Annotated in this window: 24 protein-coding genes; 12 read left to right on the top strand and 12 right to left on the bottom strand. The window is 50.8% G+C overall.

Annotation, left to right across the window (positions count from 1 at the left end):
* The first annotated feature begins 68 nt into the window (after nt 1–68).
* Complete coding sequence (locus DW896_RS19790) at nt 69–305, top strand: winged helix-turn-helix domain-containing protein (protein WP_007571944.1); 237 nt, start codon at nt 69–71, stop codon at nt 303–305.
* 100 nt (nt 306–405) lie between these two features.
* On the opposite strand, the gene DW896_RS19785 is transcribed toward DW896_RS19790, so the two are convergent.
* Entirely contained in the window at nt 406–738 is a 333-nt protein-coding gene (locus DW896_RS19785; RefSeq protein ID WP_008654963.1) for a multidrug efflux SMR transporter, read from the bottom strand.
* Nucleotides 739–1,073: 335 nt separating this feature from the next.
* On the bottom strand, nt 1,074–1,721 hold the full coding sequence (locus tag DW896_RS19780) for a recombinase family protein (protein ID WP_044301947.1): 648 nt from the start codon (nt 1,719–1,721) through the stop codon (nt 1,074–1,076).
* Between the two features lie 235 nt (nt 1,722–1,956).
* Between DW896_RS19780 and DW896_RS19775 the strand changes: the two genes are divergently transcribed.
* The 8 genes from DW896_RS19775 (at nt 1,957) to DW896_RS19740 (ending at nt 9,759) form a co-directional block, all read left to right on the top strand.
* A complete protein-coding gene (locus DW896_RS19775) occupies nt 1,957–3,006 on the top strand; it encodes a hypothetical protein (RefSeq protein WP_044301945.1) in 1,050 nt (349 codons plus the stop codon).
* Nucleotides 3,007–3,032: 26 nt separating this feature from the next.
* Complete coding sequence (locus DW896_RS19770) at nt 3,033–3,485, top strand: hypothetical protein (RefSeq protein ID WP_007571948.1); 453 nt, start codon at nt 3,033–3,035, stop codon at nt 3,483–3,485.
* Between the two features lie 10 nt (nt 3,486–3,495).
* On the top strand, nt 3,496–3,894 hold the full coding sequence (locus tag DW896_RS19765) for a hypothetical protein (RefSeq protein WP_171059043.1): 399 nt from the start codon (nt 3,496–3,498) through the stop codon (nt 3,892–3,894).
* The gene (locus tag DW896_RS19760) at nt 3,891–4,481 is read left to right on the top strand and encodes a hypothetical protein (RefSeq protein ID WP_007571950.1); all 591 of its coding nucleotides are present in this window, start codon (nt 3,891–3,893) and stop codon (nt 4,479–4,481) included. The genes DW896_RS19765 and DW896_RS19760 overlap by 4 nt, the downstream gene beginning before the upstream one ends.
* Nucleotides 4,471–5,313, top strand: a complete 843-nt coding sequence (locus DW896_RS19755) for a hypothetical protein (RefSeq protein WP_008654966.1) — start codon at nt 4,471–4,473, stop codon at nt 5,311–5,313. The genes DW896_RS19760 and DW896_RS19755 overlap by 11 nt, the downstream gene beginning before the upstream one ends.
* A gap of 221 nt (nt 5,314–5,534) precedes the next feature.
* Nucleotides 5,535–6,992, top strand: coding sequence for a MobV family relaxase (gene mobV, locus DW896_RS19750; protein ID WP_007571955.1), 1,458 nt, complete (start codon nt 5,535–5,537; stop codon nt 6,990–6,992).
* 52 nt (nt 6,993–7,044) lie between these two features.
* Entirely contained in the window at nt 7,045–8,451 is a 1,407-nt protein-coding gene (locus DW896_RS19745) for an OmpA family protein (protein ID WP_044301942.1), read from the top strand.
* Nucleotides 8,452–8,628: 177 nt separating this feature from the next.
* On the top strand, nt 8,629–9,759 hold the full coding sequence (locus DW896_RS19740) for an acyltransferase (protein WP_044301941.1): 1,131 nt from the start codon (nt 8,629–8,631) through the stop codon (nt 9,757–9,759).
* 389 nt (nt 9,760–10,148) lie between these two features.
* Here the strand turns inward: DW896_RS19740 and DW896_RS19735 are convergent, their stop codons facing one another.
* From DW896_RS19735 to DW896_RS19705, 7 genes are all read right to left on the bottom strand, one after another.
* Nucleotides 10,149–12,503 (bottom strand): DUF4906 domain-containing protein, encoded by a 2,355-nt coding sequence (locus tag DW896_RS19735; protein ID WP_044301940.1) that lies wholly within the window; start codon nt 12,501–12,503, stop codon nt 10,149–10,151.
* A gap of 25 nt (nt 12,504–12,528) precedes the next feature.
* A complete protein-coding gene (locus DW896_RS19730; RefSeq protein WP_229034936.1) occupies nt 12,529–13,671 on the bottom strand; it encodes a fimbrillin family protein in 1,143 nt (380 codons plus the stop codon).
* A 46-nt stretch (nt 13,672–13,717) separates the two neighbouring features.
* Nucleotides 13,718–14,686 carry a fimbrillin family protein gene (locus tag DW896_RS19725; protein WP_226790282.1) on the bottom strand — a complete coding sequence of 323 codons (969 nt, stop codon included), beginning with the start codon at nt 14,684–14,686 and terminating at the stop codon, nt 13,718–13,720.
* Nucleotides 14,687–14,831: 145 nt separating this feature from the next.
* Entirely contained in the window at nt 14,832–15,860 is a 1,029-nt protein-coding gene (locus DW896_RS19720) for a fimbrillin family protein (protein ID WP_044301937.1), read from the bottom strand.
* Between the two features lie 58 nt (nt 15,861–15,918).
* Complete coding sequence (locus DW896_RS19715) at nt 15,919–16,947, bottom strand: DUF5119 domain-containing protein (protein WP_007571970.1); 1,029 nt, start codon at nt 16,945–16,947, stop codon at nt 15,919–15,921.
* Nucleotides 16,944–18,194 carry a DUF3575 domain-containing protein gene (locus DW896_RS19710; RefSeq protein ID WP_044301936.1) on the bottom strand — a complete coding sequence of 417 codons (1,251 nt, stop codon included), beginning with the start codon at nt 18,192–18,194 and terminating at the stop codon, nt 16,944–16,946. The genes DW896_RS19715 and DW896_RS19710 overlap by 4 nt, the downstream gene beginning before the upstream one ends.
* Nucleotides 18,195–18,516: 322 nt before the next feature.
* Entirely contained in the window at nt 18,517–19,176 is a 660-nt protein-coding gene (locus DW896_RS19705) for a recombinase family protein (protein ID WP_007571976.1), read from the bottom strand.
* A gap of 189 nt (nt 19,177–19,365) precedes the next feature.
* Between DW896_RS19705 and DW896_RS19700 the strand changes: the two genes are divergently transcribed.
* Nucleotides 19,366–19,635: a hypothetical protein gene (locus DW896_RS19700; RefSeq protein WP_225719305.1), complete on the top strand. Its 270-nt coding sequence runs from the start codon at nt 19,366–19,368 to the stop codon at nt 19,633–19,635.
* Nucleotides 19,636–19,646: 11 nt separating this feature from the next.
* Here the strand turns inward: DW896_RS19700 and DW896_RS19695 are convergent, their stop codons facing one another.
* The 3 genes from DW896_RS19695 to DW896_RS19685 all read right to left on the bottom strand — a co-directional run bounded on the left by DW896_RS19695 (nt 19,647) and on the right by DW896_RS19685 (nt 21,566).
* Nucleotides 19,647–20,066 (bottom strand): DUF4405 domain-containing protein, encoded by a 420-nt coding sequence (locus DW896_RS19695; RefSeq protein WP_007571980.1) that lies wholly within the window; start codon nt 20,064–20,066, stop codon nt 19,647–19,649.
* 79 nt (nt 20,067–20,145) lie between these two features.
* Nucleotides 20,146–20,700, bottom strand: a complete 555-nt coding sequence (locus tag DW896_RS19690; protein WP_007571982.1) for a Crp/Fnr family transcriptional regulator — start codon at nt 20,698–20,700, stop codon at nt 20,146–20,148.
* Nucleotides 20,701–20,756: 56 nt separating this feature from the next.
* A complete protein-coding gene (locus DW896_RS19685) occupies nt 20,757–21,566 on the bottom strand; it encodes a KilA-N domain-containing protein (protein ID WP_007571983.1) in 810 nt (269 codons plus the stop codon).
* A 250-nt stretch (nt 21,567–21,816) separates the two neighbouring features.
* On the opposite strand from DW896_RS19685, the gene DW896_RS19680 reads away from it, so the two are divergent.
* Both DW896_RS19680 and DW896_RS19675 read left to right on the top strand, forming a co-directional pair.
* A complete protein-coding gene (locus DW896_RS19680) occupies nt 21,817–22,428 on the top strand; it encodes a TetR/AcrR family transcriptional regulator (protein WP_007571984.1) in 612 nt (203 codons plus the stop codon).
* Nucleotides 22,429–22,560: 132 nt separating this feature from the next.
* The coding region (locus tag DW896_RS19675; protein WP_133303687.1) for a class I SAM-dependent methyltransferase at nt 22,561–23,318 on the top strand (758 nt) is incomplete at its 3' end.

Raw genomic sequence — 23,318 nt, 5'->3', positions numbered from 1 at the left:
ATTCGTTATCAAAACTGTACATTTGTATAACATATTATATACATATAACAATAAATATATTATAATTTATGGATAAATACATCATTGGCGAGAACGCTGGTAAAGTTTGGCGTTTATTGAATAGTGACCATCTCCGTAAATGGGAATTTTCAGAGATAAAGAAAATTACAGGGATGGATGATGCCGAGTTGGGTAGTGCTATTGGCTGGTTGGCCCGTGAAGATAAGGTACAATTCGAACTTGAACATCATAACAGTAAGGACGAAAAGGCATACTTGTATCTTATGTTGAATGTATATATTTGACTCCTTCCTATAATGCTGAAAAAAGAAAGAAACCATGCTGATGAAAAACATGATTTCTTTCTTTTCGTTTGGTATAGAACACAATGACGGGACACTTCCATCAATGAGAGACCGAGTTGGAGAAGACATTGATGACGACCACTCCGGCAATAATCAGGACCAGCCCGATGATGGCAGCCAGGTCGAGGTGCTGTTTGAAAACGAAAAAGCCGATAAGCGCGATAAGAATGATACCCACTCCCGACCAAATGGCGTAAGCTATGCCTACCGGAATGCTCTTCAGTACGACACTCAAGCAATAGAAAGCCGCCGCGTACCCCAGAACGGTCAATACGGACGGAACGAGTTTGGTAAACTGTTCGCTCTGTTTCAAGAAAGAAGTGGCTACAGTTTCAAAAACGATAGCCAAAAACAAGATAAGGTAAGTTTTCATTTATCTACATTCATCTTTTGATTTATACGAATCATATTCCGACTCCTGGCACGAAAGAACCGGCGAGACAATGCCGTCGTTGTCTCATACGTGTTACTGGTCGCGCCGGTAGTCGCTCTTGCTAAAACCGCCGAACACCGCTTTCAGAAGTTTACCCACTACCCAGAACACAACGATTATCAATATTACTTCCATACTACGTTTTTATTTAATCTGTATTAATAAATTAAACATCTGCTGTTTGTTACCAAGAGTGCGAATCCGTTTCAACCTCGTTTTCCGACAGTTAAACCGTTTATAAGCGGTAGTTGCCGCCACCCTTTTCGTTTTACGGGTTATTCTTCCGCCGGACTGTCGTCCTTTTTCTTTTTCCGGGTTCCCAAGGGGCCGCTGAATTTCCCCCTGTTGAGTTTTACCCCATGCCTGTGGAGCACGCTGAACACCGAACTTCGGCTGCTGTACCCGCTTACCGCCATGATGTCCTCAAACGAATGGCCGTTGACATACATGTCAACGATAGTATTTTCCTTGTCGGCCTTGTCCATAGCCTTCATCGTTTTCTTCGGAATCTTCGCTTTCTGTTGCAGGTTCAAGACACGTGCGGACGAATATCGCAGTATCGCCACCTCTTCGGGAAGCGCCCCGAACATCTCCAGCACATCGGCAACCGTCGTTTCGGGAAACAGTTTACCCCGTGAGTCGATCCGGTCATGGATGGATATGATGCGTACCACCTTGATACGGCACAACTCAATGAAGGCCGACAGTTCGCGCGACCCTCGGAGGGCATTGCTGAATTTGGCCACCACTACCTCGTCGCCCCTTTCGAGGCCCGCCACAAGCTGTTTCCATTTAGGCCGTAGCGCCTCGCTTTCGACCGGTTCCTCTATCACTTGTACACAGCCGTACTCCTGCATCCATTCTTTGTCAGCCTCGAACCCGTCGTAACGATCCGCCTTAAATATGTAACCTACTTTTGCCATCTAATTGTACACTTCTATGATAACAAGTACAAATATAACAGTTTTATTTTAAACTAAACCATACTTTGAGTGGAAAATCGAAGAAAGCACTTGGATTTTCCCGTTTTCTTCACTTGTTTTCATTGAAAATCAAACTATTAAGTACAATGTTAAAAATAGCTTATAAAACAAATTTCAACACTTGCCATCTTGAAAATAATACTTAGATTTGCGCTGTAAAATTCAAAATTGAACAATGAATAATAGAAAATCATACTTAAAAATCATACTTTCCATTGCTGGACTTTCTGCCGCTTCAATTGCCGTTTTCACATTCCCGTCATGCGACGGTCCGAACGGCAAATCACTGGCGGAACCCCAAGACACGCCTGCCGGTCTGTACAGAGAGTACCTCTCCGAGATACGCAAGTCCCAAGAACTTTCCTTTGAAGAGCTGACCGTATGTATCGGGGAATGGCAAACCTTGAAAGATTCCGTGGCTGCAGCCATTCGGCGGGACACGGCCCGTCAGACCCATTCCGGCACACGGGAAGAATGTCGTCTGTTACACGATTCCATTTGCTCGGAACTTTCCCGGTTGACCCTGTCGAAACCGCGCACCTACAAGGAAGTGTTGAGCCTGAAAGAGCGGTTCTCTCCCTATGCCGGAGACGTGGAACTGCACCGTTCCGCCGAGGAGATCCGTCCGTTTTTCGCAGCACTGGATAAACGGCCTGCCTACCGTGGCAACAAGGAGCAAACGCTGTCGGCATATCGTAAGTTGCTTGCCGGAACCCTGAACGACGGCATACACGACAGTCGTGACCTCAAGAGATTCATCGAGAAAGAAGACGCCGTTTTTCGCGCTTTTCTGTCCGGTCTGCACGATTCCGGCAGTGCAAACATGGCCGACATTACCTGCGACACGGAGAAGTGCTGTTCCGAGGTGTTTCTCGCCGCCGGACGCAAAGAGATTACCTACAAGGAGGCCCTGATATACATGGCCCTGCGTGCCGACCGCCGACTGATACAGAACGTGCGTACCTGTCTCGACGACATACATCGGGGCGAAGTCGCAACACCCGAACAGGCACACGCCTACATTTGGATGATACTCCAGCCCTACGCTTCCTTGGACGGCCTCTGTATGACGCTTCTCTCTCCGGAGGATAAGAAAGCCCTCGACCGGATTGCGACCGAGACACCCGGCGCTTTCGAGACACTGCGTAAAATCCTGCCGTCGGAAAGAAACCGGTTGGACGAGCTGCCCGGTATGCTCATGGAGATATTCATCGCCTCTTTGTAAAAGCCTGTTCACAAAATAAACGATATATGATTATGTTACGACACTTTTTGGATGACTTTATGTCGTTCGTACCCCTGCAAATGCCGCAGCTTCTCAATGTGGCGACAATGGAGGAACCGCAGTTTTACGGCGACTACGTTCTGCTCACGTTCCCGTTGCGGGACCCCTATGATTTGGAGGAGGTCATGGACATATTCGAGGACGACATGGAGCTGATCACGCTCTACCACCATGTGCCGGTCGGATTGGAAAAATCCGGTCATAGCACCTGTGCCTACTCCAATCCCGCTTTCGGACAAATGTTCAAGATGAACGCCCGGACAGACGCAGACGGTAAGGTAAACCGCGTCATCGCGACCGTTTACGATTCGTTGGAACTGATGTACGGCGACCTGTCTCTCGACTTGAAACTCCACACCGGAAACGGCAGCTTCAAGTACAAGAAGGAGCTGGAAGACGTGCTGTTGGATTTCATGTAAAACAGTTCCTATGCGAAACACGATATATCGCCAGATGATTTTCTGCATCGACACATACCGCACATGGATAGAGGTGGCCGATGACAACCTCTACAAGGAGCACGTCATTCCGAGGAACAACCGGACCGATTTCCTGGTTTCCCGCACGCTGGTACTGCGTGCTTGCAAACCGCATGGCACATACGACCGGGGCATGACGTGGACGATTCCGGAGCATGATCTGGACGCGGCACTGGCTACATACCGCAAGCAGAACGGCATATTCAAGTCCCGGATGAAGAAAGGCGCATCGTCCCTGACAGCTGAAGACACCGAGAACATTATCCGCTTGGCCACCCACGGGATTGTCCGCTTGGAACTCGTGGTACGGCCCGTTCACATACCTTCAAAACCCTATTACCTGTTATGACTTGGATTATATTACAGTTTGTGTTTCTTGCAATGCCTGTCGTCCTTCCGGCACTGTTGTACAGGAGCAGACGTTACTTCATGGCAAAATTCTACGATAAAATGATATGGAGCGAAAAGGCCCGCAGGTTGTACACCCATGTGCTGCTTATCGTATTGCTCCTCTTCCATTATGTCTATACGAGCGGACACCCCGGCGAGTTCGGTGTTGTGCCATCCACCATTGTGTGTGCCGCATGGGCCTCTTTCCGGCGGGCGGACCGATGGATGCGCTGTTTGCTCGACCGGCCGAAACGTTTCGTCTGGTTTGCGCTCTTGGCATTGGTCATCGGCTTCGTGCCGCATCTGTACACGATGTCCGTAACCATCGCCTTTATTCTTTTGGCTGCCCTGTTCTACCCGTCGGCAAGGGTCATGTCCGAAAGGACAGACATGCGCAAATTCCTCGAATGGCTGGAATATCCCGGAGCATTAGCCGACAGTTATCATAGTATCATCACGCAAGACTGCCATGATAATGCGGATAATGGCAGTCCATACAATCCGCACGATATGAATCATCAAAAACAGAACGAAAATGAGAAATAGAAATGAAGCACCCGCCACCATACTGGCCAACACGGAAGTGTTCGACTATCTGAAAGAAAAAGTCGGCGAGCGGAAAACAAGAACAGAAGCCTACTGCGACCTGTTGGATAAATCGCTGGCAGGTTTCGTCTCCCCGTTTTTAAGGAAACAAGACTACGACCTCGGTCCCTGCCAGTGCCATGTGACCGTTTCCGACCTTGCATCCGAGTGGCATTGGCACCGCGCCACCGTCCGCTCGTTTCTGGACACGCTCGAAGCATTCGGGCAGTTGGAACGTATCCGGCTGGCGAAAAGCGTCATCATTACCATGCACCTGCGAATCGGCACGCCTGACATGCCGGACAGTGGGCAGAAAGAAACGGACTTTGCCACAAGAATACAAGGAATATTGTACGATTGGGTGATTGGCAAAGCAACTTCTTTCGATGTCGGCAAATCATGCGGACAAATCATGCGTCAGACCTTGGCGGAGATAACCGGACAGGACAGCCGGGCCTATCCGGACAACCATTCCGGCACGACATCCGTGCATACCCTCCGATCAGAAGAACAATTGCGTGAGACCGTTTTGGAGTGTATCGCCCATGCCGCCCTATGGCGGGTTCTGCGCAAGTCGAGATTCGACGACGGCTCACCGCTCGTGCAGTTCTTCCGGTCCGATCTCGGTGGGGAATGGGCGGCGTTCATCGAAGCCTCGAAAGAGCTTGCAGAGCTTGTTATCGACGGAAAGCCGGATGGAACGGATTTCGGTATGGACGAAGAGACGGAACGCCTCGAATCGCTTCGTAAACCCTTTCTATCGCTTTTAGCGAAGGCGCAGGAAGAAAGTTGAACAGGGATTCGCAGACAAAGATTGTATAACCACGGGTAATTTGCCCCGGTTCCGGTCCAAATATCCTTCCAGTTATAGCAGGCATCCGGGCTTGCCCGTCTGCCACTGAACAAAGGGAAGGGGGAGCCTAATACCCCGACCGACATTCGTCGGTGGGAAGGGTGTCCGTACAAGCAGCAAGCTGGGACACGGGGGATTGTCCGAAATAACACGGAAGCAGTATGGCAAATGCAAAACAGGTTCTTGACGTTCAAGTGTCGAAAGGAATCACCGCCGCCCAAGGCAACGAACATCTGCGCAATCGCAGCAAAGAGGCAGAGAAGTACGCCATGAGTAAGGGCAACTACGATCCCACTCGCAAACATCTGAACTTCGAGATTGCGTCCGGAGGCAAGATACGCCCTATTGACACGAGCCGTAATATCCCGGAACGGATGGCGGACATATTGGGCCGTCGCGGAATAAAGGACCCCAACGAGGGACTGATCGAACCGAAATACCGCACGGTGGTAAACATCATCTTTGGAGGTTCGCGGGAGCGGATGCACGAACTCGCATTCGGTACGCAGAAGGTGGATTTTGAAAAAGGTGCGGACAATACCAGCATCAAAAGGAAGAGCGACATCGAACGTTGGGCAAAGGATGTCTATTCATTCGTTTGTGGCAGATACGGAGAGCAGAATGTTGCCGCCTTCATTGTACACCTCGACGAGTTGAATCCGCACGTGCATTGCACGCTTCTGCCAATCAAAGACGGGAAGTTTGCGTACAAGGAGATATTCGCCGGAAAGGACAAGTTCGAATATAGTGCGAGAATGAAACAGCTCCATACGGACTTTTTCGCCGAGGTCAACACGAAATGGGGAATGGCGAGAGGCCGGAGCGTCGCCGAGACCGGCGCACGGCACAGGACGACGGAAGAATACCGCCGTATGCTCTCGGAAGAGTGTACAACTATCGAGGAGAATATTGACCGCCACCAAAAAGTGCTTTCCGATCTTCATTCGGATATACGGCTGGCAGAGCGCAGGGTAAAGGGTCTCACTTCAATGGTGGAAAACCTGCGACGAGAGAAATCCGAAAAGGAGGCCCAACTGGCAGCACTCGAAAATGACATGAACTCCCGAAAAGACGATGCCTTGGCCATATCCGCCGAGAAAGAGAAACTCGAAAAAGAACTGGTCGCTATCCAAGGGAAACTGGCAGACAAACAGGAGAAGTTACAGACTGCCGACCGACAGCTTTCCGACCTCAAAGAGAATATGGATGCCATTCAGGAACGCACGGAACAGCTTAAGGAAGAAGCCTACGAATACACCCGTGATGTACATTCCAAAGTGGACAGCCTGCTCAAGGATGCCATGCTGGAAAACATGGTCGATGAGTGGCGGGAACTGTCGGCACGTATGAAGCCCTCCGAACGGCAACTGTTCGATGGCACCCTCGTGCGCTCCGTGGCAGAACAAGGCACGGAAGTCATGCACTGCGCCACACTGTTGTTCCTCGGCATGGTCGATGATGCCACTACATTTGCCGAAACACGTGGCGGAGGTGGTGGCGGCAGTGACCTCAAATGGGGACGCGATGACGACGAGGACAACCGGGCATGGGCGCTCCGCTGCATGAGAATGGCGAGCCGCATGATGCGTCCGGCCATCGGCAAAAAGCCCAAACGATAAATGGCAAAGATTGCCTGAAAACTGAATAGATTACAATTAAAAAATTGGAATTATGACAAAGAATATCATCTTTATCTTTGCGGCGTTCTGTACGCTGCAAGCCCGTGCGGATGTACAACCCACGGAGAAGGATACTGTACGCTGCATGTTCCGTTACGATGACACTGAACTGCTGCAGCCGTTACAGCCCTCATATCTTGACGGAGTGGTCGTCCCGGCACGGGGAAACGGCAACTGGTTCGTCAGTATCGCCGGAGGCACGACGGCCTTTCTCGGCACCCCGCTTGGCTGCGAAGACCTGTTCGGGAGGTTGAAACCCTCGTATAGCCTTGCCATTGGCAAGTGGTTCACCCCGTGGGTAGGCGCACGCATAAATTATAGCGGCTTGCAGTTCAAGGACGGTACGCTGGCCGTGCAGGAATACCACCACCTCCATGCGGATCTGCTATGGAATGTGCTCGGCGGCAGTTATTCCCGTCAGGAACAGGTACGCTGGCATCTGGCTCCCTTTGCCGGTATCGGGCTGCTGCATCATGCGACCAACGGGCATAACCCGTTTGCAGTCTCTTATGGTATACAGGGGCAGTACCGGATTTCCAAAAGGGTAAGCGCCCTCGTGGAACTCTCCGGCGCAACCACTTTCCAAGATTTCGACGGGTATGGTAAGGAGAACCGTTTTGGTGACCACATGTTATCGCTTACCGCCGGATTTTCTTTTCATATCGGCAGGGTCGGTTGGAAACGCGCCATAGACCCAAGTCCTTATATCCGCCGCGATCAGTGGCTTGTCGAGCGCGTAAATGCTTTGTCGGAAGAGAACCGTCTTTATGCAGGGCAGCATGACAGAGACCGACGGGCACTCGCTGAGCTGAAAAAGATTCTGGAAATCGAAGGATTGCTCGACAAGTACAGCCATCTTTTTGATGACGACGATGCATTCGACGGCAACCGTTATCCCAAAAACAATTACAGCGGTCTGAACTCGCTTCAAGCGAGACTTAAGAACCGGAAGTGGGACGGGAAATCTCCCTTGGATGGGAAGGGTACACAATCTGCCGACACAATTCCCCTTTGTGCGGGTCAAGACACACTCTGTATGCAATATTTGGCTCGTATGCAGAACGGAAAAGAGTGTATCGGCTCACCCGTGTATTTCTTCTTCCAACTCAATACGGCGCGTCTCACGGATACCTCCCAGACGCTTAATCTCGACGAGTTGGCAAGAGTAGCGAAGAAGTACGGGTTATCGGTAAGCGTCATTGGTGCAGCTGACAGTATGACCGGAACAGCATCCGTAAACAATGTCTTGAGTGCATCAAGAGCCGATTATATCGCTGAAGAATTAATCAAACGTGGGGTGTCGGGCGACAAGATAACCAAAACTCACCAAGGCGGCATTTCCGATTATGCGCCCAATGAGGCCAACCGCCATACAAAGGTTGTGCTGCATCTCAAATAATACTTTTTGTTCATACGATATAAAAACATTTTTTTTCGTTTATGGAGAGCCTGTCTGTGAAGATCGGCTCTCTTTTTAAACGGAAATCTGACTGTTTGATATTTTCTAATCGGTAACGAACATCGTAATTATTTATTATATACTATCTTTGCATTCAGTCTTTTACCGGTATAATTCATGAACATGCAAAACTCTTATTTGACCTCGAAGCCGCACTACGAGATTCTGGACGGACTGCGCGGCGTGGCGGCTGCTATGGTAGTGGCCTTTCATCTGCTGGAAGCGCACTCCGGCGGCAACCATCTGAACCAGATTATCAATCATGGCTATCTGGCAGTAGATTTCTTCTTCATGCTTTCGGGCTTCGTCATCGGCTACGCATACGATGACCGTTGGAACCGGATGAGCACGGGAACCTTCTTCAAGCGTCGTCTTATCCGGCTACAGCCTATGGTGGTCATGGGGAGTATCGTGGGAGCCGCGCTCTTTTGGTTTCAGGATGCCCCCTGTTATCCGGCAATGGAGGGCGTGTCCGCCGGTGCGGTGCTGCTGGTCATGCTGCTGGGTTGTACGTTGCTGCCTCTGCCGCTGAAGTGGGACGTCCGGGGATGGATGGAAATGCACCCGCTGAACGGGCCGGCATGGTCGCTTTACTACGAATACATCGGCAACATATTGTACGCCTTGTTCATCCGCAAGTTCAGCAAGACGGCATTGACTGTCCTCGTGGCGATAGCGGCGTGCTTCACGGTACACCGCTGCCTTACCGCACCTGCCGGCGACATCGTGGGCGGATGGGCTTTGAACTGGGAACAGCAGTACGTGGGACTGGTCCGGCTGATGTACCCCTTCTTCGGCGGACTGCTCCTGTCCCGGCTTGGCTGGCTGATACGCACCCGCAAGAATGCTTTTGGGTGGTGCAGCCTGATGATAATCGCCGTGCTTTCCGCGCCCCGTATCGGTGGGGAGGACGGGTATTGGATGAACGGGCTTTACGAGGCTTTCTGCATCATCTGCATTTTCCCGGTTATCGTCTCGATGGGAGCGGGAGGCAGGATAACGGGCAAACGCTCCGCTGCCGTATGCAAGTTTCTGGGCGACATATCCTATCCCGTCTATATCACCCACTATCCGCTGGTCTATATTTATACGGCATGGGCGTTCAACCGTCAGGCGACACTTGCCGAAGGCCTTCCTTACATGCTGCTCACGTTCGTCGGGGCGTTCGCGCTTGCCTATGCCTGCCTGAAGTGCTATGATCTCCCGGTGCGCAAATGGCTCACGGAACGTTTCTTGAAGAAGAAATAAAAAGCGGTAAAGAAATCCTATATTTATTATCGTATTTCTGTCGGATGACAGATAAAGTTCCGACGCCGAAGGTGTTTTGCGGACGACACAATCAGATAACGCGAACCCAAATGTCTATTACTGTTTCGCTGATAGAAGAAAAGCCCCTTGATGCCTTTGCCATAGGTTTGAGGGGCTTTTGGGGAGGCTACAAACCTCTTTTTGTTGAATAGGTTCTTTTGATATTGTCACACCTTTTTCTATCCCGACCGACGTATAAAACGTGCGTGTGCATGTCGGTTGTACAGGCCAAAGACATACCGGGAGAATAAAAACAGCACTGCCCGCCTGTAGAGGGGTTTCCTACAGACGGGCAGTGAGTAAGACACGGAATTAAAGTTTGGCGGTTGTCACTGGATAGTTACGCCACTGGGCGGTACGTAGGCTGCACGGATGCGGAGAGGTCTATTGATGCGGGGTGCTTTACCGGTAGTGCCGTTATCATTCGTGTATATATCGTCCCAATCACTTTCTGCATAACCACCGTCTGGCAGGGCCTTGGTGGCACGGGCATAGCTGGTGCTCTCTGGATAGATATACGCAGGCCATATTCCTGTTCTATCTTTTGCTGCCGCCGATGACCAGTAGAAATTGTTCTGGAACTCCGTGTATGTATTGTAATAAGAGGTAAGAATACTTTCCAGTTGGGAGATACCGGGCAGGAACCAACCGGAAGAATTGCTCATGCCCTGTACGGCTCCATTGGCATTGCGCTTGTTCTTGTTATAGCAATATTCCGCCGCTGAGCGGGGTTTTTCGTTCAGGTTCATTTCTGATTGTCCAGCTTGGGTAATAATGCGCCGGGTAGCTGCCGCCCCATGTTTGTTTCCTTCCGTCCATTCGTTATTTAGCGGACCTCCGATGTATTCACCATTACAACCCCATTCCAAACCGTCATAGATATAATCCCCTTCAAACTCGTTCAGGGGGTCGTAATGGGATATATATTCCTCATAGGCTTCCACGTAGATAGTGCCTTGAAGTCTGCCTTCATAATACCACTGTACCGGCAACAGACCGTGCTGTACGATTTCAATGGTACGGGTACGTGGCGTCTGCGTGTTGTTGTCGGTGTACGAGATGTTGACGGTGGCGGTGCGGTCTTTCGTGCTTAGGTTTTCGTCCAAGTAGAAATAGATGCGGTCACGGCTCCTGCTGATGGTGTATTCGGTGTTTTGGGCAAGGGTGTTGGTCACCAAGTCCGTGGTGAAGTATTTGCGTTTGCCGTTTCCCGCAGTCCATTTCTGTCCGGTCGCCAAATGGGTATCTGTACTCATGTCGGCAGAGAGTGTTCCATTCTCCATATTTTCGGCTGGCACACGTTCCATGCGTATCCAAGTGTGACTTTCCGGGTCGGCTATGCTGACTTTCATCTTTGGATTCTCATCTTCCTCGAAGAGGTACACGTCCAAAGGTGTGATACAGAAGTGGGCGTCGTGGTCACGCTCGCGCAGCATGGACAGGTAGAACGGGTTGTTCTGCTCGGTGATGTTGACGCGGGCATCGAAGGTGATGTGGTCCGGGTTGTTGCCCACATGGGTCAGTCCGCTGATGACGATGTTGTTGGCGTAGTGCCTGTTGCGTATCACCTTGAAGTCATTCACCGGGTTGCCTCCGAGATAGAAGGTATATTCGGCCTCGATGGTGGTGTTATCCTGATTTGCGGGCAGGGAGGGGTCGCCGTTATAGGTAGTGTAGTAGGCTCTCATCTTGAAATAGGTAGCCTTGCTGTTTTCGCCTACAAGTCTCGGCTTCCACCGCTGCTTGTCAACATCGTCCTCTACTCCAGCCGGATACTGATAGTTTTCCGGATCTTCGTCCGGTTCAATCATGTTCTCGAACATGTAGAAGGTCAGGGAGGCGGCCCCGCCGTGGTTGTAAACGACGGCATCGCTCTGTATGTTTTCTACATTGCGGTATGGCTCATCGGTAGTCAGGCTGGTCTGGCCATCGGCAGGCTCGGTCAGGGGTACGGCGGTAGGCATGTTGTACACGCCCCATTCCGCAATGGAAAGGCGGGGCAGTTGTCCGCTCTCGTCCGAGTGGTCGGAATCGATACTGATGTTGATGTCGATGCGGGCCATCAGTGCCTTGAGCTGCATCGTGAGGCTTCCCTTCTCGGTGAGGTTCACGGTCGCGCTCTTGCCCGCCATCGGCATTCCCGTGCTGGGCAGGGTCGTGATGTCATCGCGGGTGTTAGGAGTATAATTGGCAGGATCGTACACGAACGCTTCGAGCAGCTCCTTGGGCTTTTTCCCGTCTTTGCTATATTGGGGGAAATTATCGGGATAACCGTCGCCGTTGGCATCAGTTACCACCTCCGGAGTCACGTTGGCCAAAGCGTAGATGGTAGTTTTTTTTGCGAATGCCGGATCTTTAAACACGTCCGTAGGAATGCTGACATTGGTCGTATTCGCCGACGGAGCCATATACGGCGAGAATACTTTCGTGTTGCTCGATTCCAGATAGTCGCCGTTTTCGTCGAAGAAGAACAGGTAGAGCTGGTTGATGCGCTTCTCCTTGTCGTCCTTGGCGATGGCCGAGCGGGTGACGACTTGCTGCGGCAGCATGTTCTGGCAGACGGCCTCGATGGTGAATCCGTCGCCGGGCGGAACGGTACCGCCGCCAAAGTCCTCCTCCGTGGTGCAGGCTGCCGGCAAGAGCATGGAGGCCACCGGCAGGAAATAATAAAGTATCTTTTTCATCTTTATGCTGTTTTCGGTTGTTGTTTTATTGGATAGAGACGTCGCTGTCGCCCCCGTCTTCCCAGAACTCGTTATCGGCGGCAATAAAGTTCAGCGCGAAGGTTTCGCCCACGAAGTTGAGCTGCGCCGTATAGCGGACACCCGCACGGGGCTGGAACTGTGTCGGACGTTCGGCTGTAGCGGTCTTATCCGCCCCTTTGTAGGTATATTCGACGGAAACCTCCACGTCCTTGCCGAAATAAGTGCCGTCCGTGGCGTTGCTCAACAGAAGCAGGTGCTTGTCGCCTATCGGGCTGACGGAACTGTTGGGAGCTACTGCAAGCCCTGTCTCGTTGTTATATATCTCGTATGTGCCGGGATAGGTGCCGCTGTAGGTGTAGAATCCCTCTTCGTTGGTATTCTTGCTGAAATCGATGGTAATCGAGCGGGTGAAGTGGCCCGACAAGGTAACACGCTTGACGGTAACAGTTTCCTTCTTTTCATCTCCGTAATTGTAGTTGTTCACGGCGAAGCCCAAGCCCGTCATGATGTGGCTGAAATTGAAGCCCACGTTCCCCGTGGTACGCAGGTGGTTATAGACGACGGAAACCATCGCGTCGGGTGTCTGCATGTCGTTCAACGTGGTAGTCGCTACATCGCCCGTCTCGCCGAACGGCATGGTGAACGTCAGTTTCGGCACGCCCCGTGTGGTGGCGCTGGCGGGACTTTCCACTGTAAAACCGTCCTTCGGGTAATAGGCGAAAAAGGTGTACCGATAGCTGTCGGGGGAGGTCGCCGCCGGATTTTCCGTCGTGTTGTACCATTTTCGCGGGCCGCCACTGTTATTATAGTCATAAGTGCAGGCCGAGCCGTTGTAGGTGACGGCTTGATTGAAGAACACGTCGGGGAAGGCGTTGCCGCTCTTGTTACCCCAGTTCGCGCTGCCCGATGCCCAGTCCTTTTCGGTGTTACTGCCACGCTGATAAGGCACGCAGTAGCCCAGTACGCCGAACGTGCCGCCGGTGGGGAATGCGTCGTGGAACGTGCTCCGGGTGAGTTTCTCCACGGTAATGGCCGGGGCGGCAAAGTGGATGGCGTCGGGACTGTCGGCTTCGGGCTGCGCCCATTCCTCCTGCTGGCAGGCGGAGCAGAGAAGCAGGAGAGCCGGAAGTATGTATCGTTGCTTCATTTGGATGTTCATTTTATCGTCAAGTTACAGATAGCTTATAATTGGGTTATTGGGTCACGTCGATGGTTACGTTCCCGCCTATGGCGTCGCTCCATGCGTTGACCGTGGGCGAGTCGAACACGATATAGCCTCCGCCGGTGAGGGTGAACGAGTAACGGTAATGGTTCGCCGCCTCCCACATGCTCACGGTGGTGGCAGGCAAGGTGTAGGAAGCGGTCTTTCCCCTCTCGGCATCGGTATCGTAGGTGACAGTCAGTTTCACCCCGTCCGTGAGCGATTGCGGAATGAGTAGCAGGTCGCCCGACACGTCCGCATTTCCGGCTGGGGTTACGGAAGTCTCTTTCTCCACGCTGACGGTTCCCTCTGCCGTGTTGCTCCACAGGGGTTCCTTGCCGCTGTCGTAATCTCCCTTGACATCCAGCCCCTCAAGGGAGATGGAATGTACCGTGGCGTTGCCACCCTCACTGCGTGCCGCAAAGGTGATGCGTGCCAGCAAATGTTGGAATTTGAGGGCTACCGGACCGGGAGGCTCTGTCTGGCCTGCCATGACGGAGATACCCGTCTTTTTCGCCGTCATCAGGTCGTGTCCTTTCGTGGCGTCGAAGCCCTTGACGGTAAATGTGCCGTCCGTGCAGGTGGCGGAGGACACGGCATCGCCCAGCGTTTCCACAGACGGATAAAGGGCGTAGAAGTCGTAGGTATTACCGGGGAGCCAGTATCTCGTGCCCTCGTAACCCCACATGCCGGAAACGTATGTCACTTTTTCGGCGTTAAACACGCTCGTGGCCGTACCGCCCGTTCCGTCGGTGTAGTTCCCCCATACGCTGAACGAGTTTCCATCGGTCAACATTCCGTCCGCGTCGTCGATGGCGGCCCGTGTCACGGCGGGACCGGCAAAACGGATCGCCCCGCTGTTGCCGCTTGTTTCCATGTCCGGGCCCGTGCTTTCCGTACAGGCTCCCAGCAGGCAGGCGACAGCCGGTATGAACAAGGTTTTGAATAGGTTGTTATTCATAATCATACATTGTTTCTTTATATCCGGTTATTTCTGACGCTACCGGTAGCGTAAATAAGGAGCAACACTCCCGTTAGTGGCTATGAGGGGACATTCAACCCCTCATAGCCTGATGTGATGTCTTTTCGGCTATTGATGCAAGCGATTACTCTCCGGCGTTTTCCGGGGTTACATCACTATTTGATGCGTCAGCCCATTCATCTACATCAATAACTTTGAACTCAATTACCTGCTCCTTCAACTCCGGATCAATCGTGCTACCGTTGATTTCTACTGTATAGTTATATTTGAAACCTTCAGTCCATTGGTTCTGTACTGTGCCGCTAACATCGCCTTTATATGCCAATTTTCCTTTGAACTGATTTTCACTTAATTGTTTATTTGCTGCATCATAGAAAGTTGCGGTAAAGGTTACTTCCAGATTTTCGTTGCTTTGTGGAATGACAAAGCAGGTCGTAGTGTGGGTAGCGTCCTTAAAGTCTTCGGCAATATCCCCTAATGTTCCGAAATCATAGTCCTCTGTTGAAACACTTTGAGTAGTCCAATTGATATCTGGTTTCCCGCTTTCGGCATAAGTCGCTGTAACATTAGTTGTTTTTACTGCATTCACCTTGATGTCGGAGATTTTCATGGTGTAGTCATAAGCGTCCGTGTTCTTGAACGTGAACTTCACCTGCGACAACATATGGTAGAAAGATAAGTTTACTGGACCATTATTAGCTTCTTTTGCAGTCACCTCTTGGGGTATAGCCACAATCAAATCTTTCGTATTGTCTACCGAGTAATTTGGGAATGTCAACACTCGAGAGGTTGCATTAAACTCTGCATTCTCAATTTTATTACCACCATTGGAGTAAGCGCCAAAACGGTACTTCTTGCCATTTATCCAATAAGCAGTCTGTGTGGGATTCCAAACCGTCCCCTCCGCTCCTACAGTGCCTCCGTCTACCTGAACATTGGTATATACGGAAGTCCATGAATCATCATAGTTTCCGAATACGAAGAACTTCTGAAGATTCTGCTCCGTTGTTTCAGTCACACTACTTCTCGTTGAATGGTTCACGAAAGTTCCGAACTGGATCGCCCGGCTCTGCGGCATATCCACAACTTCTTCGTTCGTACAGCTTGCCAGTGCTGCTACAGCCACTCCAAGCACAAAAAAACTTTTCTTCATAAGATGTAAAAAATTAAATTAAAAATTTGGTTATTTAGTACCTGTTGTTTTATTCGTTTCAGTCAATGGGCAGCGGTATGTCCACCCATTCTCCCCAGCCGTCCACATCTACGTCAAAGCTGCCTCCGCCTTCCAGCCCCTCGTCGTTGGAAATCGACAGCCCGCTCACGACGATAACGCCACCCCGTGGTTGTCCTTTCACTTGGTCTGTGACATCGAACTCGAAGGTCTTGAACTTGCCGTTCACCATTCTCACCTCCAAGTTCAGGCTGTACCTTCGCCCGTCCGTACCGTTTCGTCCGTAATGTTCACCCGGATAGTCGGGTACGCCGAACGACTGTACCAGCGCTTCCGCTCCGTAATCTTCCAGCGTACAGTCGAACATTACCGTGGCTGCGGTTTCTCCGGTATGCCCATCGTTCAGATAGACCGTTTCGGCCATGCCTGCCAAGGCTCCGCGTGCCAAGGCCACGTATTGTTGTCCGCTTTCGAACTCGTAACGTATCATATAGGTGTAAACCAATGGACGCAAGGTAACCGGCAGCTCCGTCGGGGCAAGTGTTTTTTCTGCCGTGTATTCTTCCATGTATGCCCCGTAAAGCATGTCGGGCTGGTTCACGGTACGTTCCCCCGCGTGCAATTCATGGAAAGAACTCCGGGTCACGCCGCGTGTGGTGGCTGTGGCGGATTCCGAAGCGGCCACGCCATCGAACACGATATATTCCGTATCATTGTTGTAGAACAACAGTTCGTGCGTGCCTTCCGGCATGGCGATCCGTCCTCCTTCATCGGGCAGATTGCTCTCTATACGCTGTCCGTCGCTGGTATAGACTTGGACACGTATTCCGTCGGCCGGAGCAGGACACAAATCTTCATAGTCGTACTTCCAGTCCTCTTCCCACAATTTTTCCCAGTCATAGGCGTAAGTACGTTCCCATTCCTGTTCCCAGTCGGAAGAGAGATTCACCTTCACGGAAAGACCATGCTCGTCGTGGTCGTAACACAGGTCTTTCCGGCAGCTCGTGGAAAGGAATGTCAATCCTGCAAACGTAAGCCCCATGAGGGTATATCGTAGCGTTGCTTTCATCGTGCGCCTCCTTTCTTTTTATCGGTATCCCACAACCGCCACACAAGGGCAAACTTCAGTTTCAACGGACCGAAGTAATTCATTCGGTTTGTCTGCTGGTACACGTAGTGCCCGTCGATGGGAAGATATTCTTCGTACTTGCTGTGCATGTACCCCAGACCGATACCGGCTTCCAGCGAGAGCCGCCGTCCGATGGGGAACATGTAGCCGTAGCTGACACCCACCATTTCGGCCTCGCCCTGATAGCCCTCTTTGCCGTTTTCAAGGTCGTACCACGTGAAGCCGCCGAACACGCCGAGGTAGTGGCCGTGCCACGGGCTGCCTTGCTTCTGTCCGAACCACCAGCGTCCCTCCGGGCTGATTGTAGCTACTTGGTAACATTTGTGCTTGCCGTCATTATTCCACCATGCCATGTCGCCTTCGAGGTTCACCGTCCAACGGTCGGCGATACGGTACTCCACTTCGAGCGAAGGCATCAGTATCGCATCGTAGAGCAGGTTGGTCTTAACGGCCAACCGCTGTACTGTCGGTCTATGCGGTTGCACGGTCGCTTCCTTCCGCACCGTTGCCGGCTCGGAGGCCGGTTCCGCCACGCTATCGGGTTGCAGGGCCGGTTCCGGCTCTTTCACTTTCGTCTCTTTTTGGGAAATGACTTTTACGGGCGGTTCGGGTTTCCGGTAGCAGGCCACCGAGAGGCTGGAGCGCAGTTCGGGAAAGAAATTCTCCAGCATGTAGGTGTACGGCATACCGCCCCGCAGGTCCATGAGCTGTTTCTTGCGTCCGTCCACTACGCGACCTGCCTTGTCGAACACCCATACGGGCGTATGGTCAAGGATATGCAGCACCTCTTCCTTGTATAATATGTCCGAGGCGGCGACCATCTGGCGCAGCATGTCCCACGCAATACCTTCTCCATGTATGCAGATCAAACTGTCGGGGATTCCGGCGTGGCGCACGAGATAGGATTTCAGGGAGTCGGCCCTGCGCTCTGACAGCACCCCGTTGAGACGGTTCACACCTTCGGGCGATGCCCACGAGCGTATCACGACGCTTTCAAGGCGGTCCGCACCGTGTTCTTCACGCAGGGTGCGGATAAAACGCTCCAGTTCCGCGCGGTTGTCCCGGAAGAGCACGTCCACTTCCCTGTGGCCCTGCCGGTAATGGATACGGGCCGAGTCCAACTCTTGCGCATGAACATACCCGCCGCAGAATAAAAGAAATAATAACAGTATTCGTTTCATTGTCATAATTCTGTCTATGCCAATTTATTTATATCAGCTATTTATTCAATCTCTGTACGTTTGTCCGTGCCGTGCTTCTTTCTTTAGAGGTAAAAAAGCACCGAACCAACAAATAATCAGCCGGATAACTGTCAGTTATGCCGATTTATTTGTTGGTTTAATCGTTCGTTAAAAAGACTATCGGAAAAAAGGTCGTATTATTCGGACACTCCGGGAAAATTTGTCCTACTCAAAGAACTGAAACGCAATTTTTTGCAGATTTTTTTTGTGGATAATTCGTGTTTTTGTAATTTTGTGGCTGAAAACGAACGATTTAACCAACGTAAAATCATACCCTCCGTTTTTGCAACTCCCCTTTCCGTCTTATCTCTTTCTCTTTCATGGCCTTATCTATTTCCTTATAGCGGCTACGGAATTTCATGAATGTATCCCGCGAAATGTCGAAACGCCTGCATATATCGGCAATCGTACAGTTCCGCTTCAACATGCCAACGATGACCTTTCGGTTTTCGATCAGCACGTTCATTTTCGTGTAGCTGCCTTTTTTCCGACCAAGGACGACACCCTCGGCTTTCCGGAGGGCGAGAGCCTCCTTCGTGCGCATCGAAATCAGGTTGCGTTCAATTTCCGCTACCAGACCGAACGCGAAACAAAGTACCTTGCTGTTGATGGAGTTGTCGAACGAATACCCCTCCTTGGTTGTGTAAAGGTTGATTCCCTTCTCCAGACACTTGCCCATGATGGCCATGAGGTCCGTCAGCGTGCGGCTTAGCCGCGAAACTTCCGTGACAATCAGCGTGTCGCCCCGTTTCATGCGCCGTATCAGTCCCCCTAATTTGCGGTCGCACCCCTTCTTCTTGCCGCTGGCGACCTCCGTCACCCACTGGCTGACGGAAAGATTTCTACTGTCGGCGAAACGCCGGATCTCGTCTTGTTGGTTAGCCGGGTTCTGTTTGCCCGTGCTGACCCTTAAATAACCTATTATCATAATCCTTAATTATTTTACGGGAGCGACATTGCCCCCGTCCGGTATAAATAAGGCATGATGGTTCGAAATGAAAGGATTCTGTACATAATTGTATGCGTAACATTTTATTCTTCAACTATTTTAATGTCTTTTCGGAATCTCGTCGGGAAAAACTGGCACGTATGTTTTCTCCGGACAGGCCGTAAGCTCGTGAAAAACATAAACCGTTACGGAGGAAATGCCTCATTCGTGGAACTGCATGAAGTCGGTGCCTATGACAACAGCCATTCTCTGATGCCGGATTTGAAGGGGCAACGAATGGACCGGATGCCCCAAATGGTTGGACGAGCAATGCTGAAATCGAATGATATGCCGAAAAATAAAGAAAAATGCGGTCTTCTCGACAGTAAGCAAGAAGCCGCATTTGTAATAAGTACCCCGATTTCTGTAAGAACGCTTTGTCCGGAAGTTGTCCGTTGAATAGGTTGTGCTTATTTCAATGATTTGCGTAGCAACGGAAGGCGTTTCAGTATATGGCCGATAGAAAGGACAGTTGTAACGATTCCTGCCCAAAAATGACATTGCCCGACCGGGGAACCTGCTCCTTCTATGCCTAACAGGGCAAATCCGGTCAGAACCACGGACAGGAACAGGACCGACAGTACCGCCGTGACCTTGCTTTTCCGGCCTATTCCGTTCTTGGCAGTTCCCTTGTACCAGCCCCAATGCGTCGCTATATGAAATATGGAGGCCATGAGGAACAGCAGGCTCGTCAGGACATGGAAAACTGCCCAATTATGCCATACCTCGTGATTGCCTTCATAGTCGGCCACATGCAATTCGATTCCGGAGTATGCGGACAGGACAAACACGGGAATCAGGCTCCAGTCTATTATAAAAATCTTTTTCATCTGTCTTTCGGTTTTAATAGATGCGGCAAAGTTCGCATCTTCGACTGGAACCGGACGATAACAAATGTAAAGAAATGAACTATCGCCTGTTTCTGATCCTCGACAGGGAAACAGAAGTAATCCCCAAATAGGAGGCAATATAATGCTGGGGAATCCGCTGTATGATAGAGGGGTGTTCTTTCAGCAGTTCTTCATACCGTTGTTGGGGGGTGTTCTTTATGCGGGAAAGGAAGAGCCGCTGATAAACATGGAAGCGTTCGATGATTTTTTCCTCGTATATCTGCCGTAGCGCGGGCTTCTGTCCGAGGTTTCTGAAAAAATCTTCCCGCTTCATAACCGACAGTTCTGCCGGCTCTATGCTTTCCAGGGAAAAAAGGCTCGGTGTCCGTTGATACAGGCTGTCGAATGACGCGACGAAATCCCCTTCGAAAAAGAACTGGAAAGTGATGTCCCGTCCTTCGTTGTTGAAAAACAGGCGCAGGCAACCTTTCCGGATCAGGTACATTCTGTCGGCTACCTTGCCTTCTTCCAACAATATCGTTTTAGGAGGAACGGATAATTCGGTTATCTCCGGAAGCGATAGAAAATAGGCGTTTTTATCAGAGTTCATTGTCATTTCATCTTTATTCGTCATGGTTTGATAGTGTATTGTTCATCACGTACTCGGCACAAATTCTGATAGAGACTCATCTACTTTAATAACTTGCGTTCGCTGCCGCCAGTTCCCAATATTCTCATCTGTTGAATGGCTATCTGATTGAGTTTAATCAACCGCTCACCCTGCGGAATACCTTGGTCTATAAATACTGCATTGAGGTTTTCCATATTTGAGAGGCAAATAAGCTCATTGATTGTGGCATAGTCCCGGATATTCCCTTTCAGTTCGGGGTGTTGCTCACGCCACATCTTGGCGGTCATACCGAACATCGCCACATTCAGCATATCGGCTTCATCGGCATAGATAATACTGGCTTGTTTGGCGGTTACCTCTGCCGGGATAAGGTTCTGTTTTATGGCATCGGTATGTATGCGGTAGTTGATTTTCGACAGTTCCCGTTTGGCTGACCAACCGAGTTGCTGTTGTTCCTCGGTCTTTAATCGTTGGAACTCCTTTATAATATACAGTTCAAATTCAACGGAAATCCAGCTTGCAAACTTAAATGCTATATCCTTGTGAGCGTAAGTGCCGCCGTAGCGTCCCGATTTGGAGAGTATGCCTATTGCGTTTGTCGTACTTATCCATTTTGTCGGTGATAAGGTAAAGGCGTTCAGCCCGGCTTCCTTTTTAAACCCCTCGAATTCGAGGGGTTTAAAACTCGGGTTGTACAAACTCTCCCAAATACCCAGATATTCTATTGTATTCCGGTTACGCAGCCAGTTCCCGATAACCGCAGTCGGGTCATCGCTTTTGTATCTTGCTATGTCTGTCAGGCTGATATAATCATTCTCGTTGACTGATATAATTGTGACACTTGTGTCTTTTACTGTAATCTTTGCCATTTTATATTTGATTCTTTGGGTTTTATGTACAAAAGTAATTATAATCTATGAGACTTTCTCCTTTTCAATGAACAATATGACTTTTCCTTTCGGATATAGACAAGGATATAGACAAGGTATTTCGCTACCTCCGGTAATACCTGCTTTTCCCTTATTTCAATCATGTAAAATCACCATAAATAGGTATTGTCCAGTAAATTCAAACCCCGTACTTTTGCAAAAATATAAACGGAAACATCGTTCATTATTTATGCAGGTACTCAAAGAAGACATACGCGGCCGCATATTGGCAGTCGCCGAACAGCGATTCGGGCAGCAGGGGTATTCCAAGACCTCCATGCGCGAGATTGCCGGAGCCGTCGGTGTCGGTGTGGGGAACATATATAATTATTTCCGGAACAAGGACGAATTGTTCTGTGAAGTGGTCCGTCCCGTCCTGCACGCTATGGAAGCCATGTTGCAGGAGCATCACGGCATACGCGGCGAGGACGTGATGACGATGCGTTCCGAAAAATACCTGAAAGCCTGTATCGACGAATACGTTTCGCTCATCGAAACGCATCGCAGCCTGCTGGAGATCCTGTTGTTCCGTGCCCAAGGCTCTTCGCTGGAACATTTTCGCGAAAGCTACACCGACCGTTCGACCGGGCTGGTCAAGGCATGGTTCGCCGCCATGAAGAAGAAGTACCCGAATATAAATACGGCTGTGTCCGATTTTATCATTCACCTGCATACGGTGTGGATGTTCACGCTGTTCGAGGAGCTGTTGATGCACGCGGTGCCCAAACAGGAAATGGAATCCATTCTGCATGACTATATTCTGTTTGAAATTCAAGGTTGGAGGGCCATTATCAAGGTATGACAGATAGAAAAGACACATACGGACAAGCTGCCGTAACGGGGCAGCGGGAAAAGAGGAAATCTTCACAAAGGTTTCCTCTTTTTTTATTCGTGAACAAATCTGAATATCGTTCATTAATAAATATCATAACAAATGAAACAGAGACATAAATTCGAGAGCATTGTCGCCGAGACATTGCTCATTCCGCTCTATTACAGGGCGAAAGAGAGCCGCCGAAAGAACCCGATTCTGAACGACAAGGTTGCGGAGGGGCTGGTGGACAGTCTGGAATACGACTACTCCCGTTTCGACGGGGCGAAGTTGAGCGAGGTCGGCTGCGTCGTGCGCGGGTGGTTTTTCGACCGTGCCGTGCGCCGCTTCATAGGGAAGCACGCCGATGCGGTGGTGGTGAATGTGGGCTGTGGTCTGGACACCCGTTTCCAGCGTATCGGCGACGGGAAGGCCGTATTCTACGACATGGACCTGCCGGAAGTCATCGCGCTGCGCCGCGAGCTGATTCCGGAGCAGCCGGGCAACCCCTACATTGCGGCCTCCCTGCTGGATGCCGGCTGGCTGGACGACCTGCGTCGCCGGCATCCCGATGCGCATTTCATCTTCGTGGTCGAAGGCGTGCTGATGTATTTCTATGAAAAGCAGGTAAAAACATTTCTGCACCATGTGGCCGAGCGTTTCGGGGGCGGCGAACTGTGGTTCGACGTCTGCGGTACGATGATGAGCCGTCACGGAGTGAAACCCGATTCGCTCCGTGAACACGAGGCGCAAATCCGCTCCGGTCTGAGCGACGGGCGTCTGGTAGAACAATGGGAACCCCGCCTACGCCTTTTGGAACAGGCCAATTACATGAACCTCAAATCCGCAACTAAGCTCTTCAGCGTCCTTCTTGCGTCTAA

It is taken from the genome of Bacteroides sp. AM41-16 (assembly GCF_003603495.1).
In the GTDB taxonomy this organism is placed as follows: Bacteria; Bacteroidota; Bacteroidia; order Bacteroidales; family Bacteroidaceae; genus Bacteroides; species Bacteroides uniformis.
This window is presented reverse-complemented; position numbering and strand designations above follow the sequence as displayed.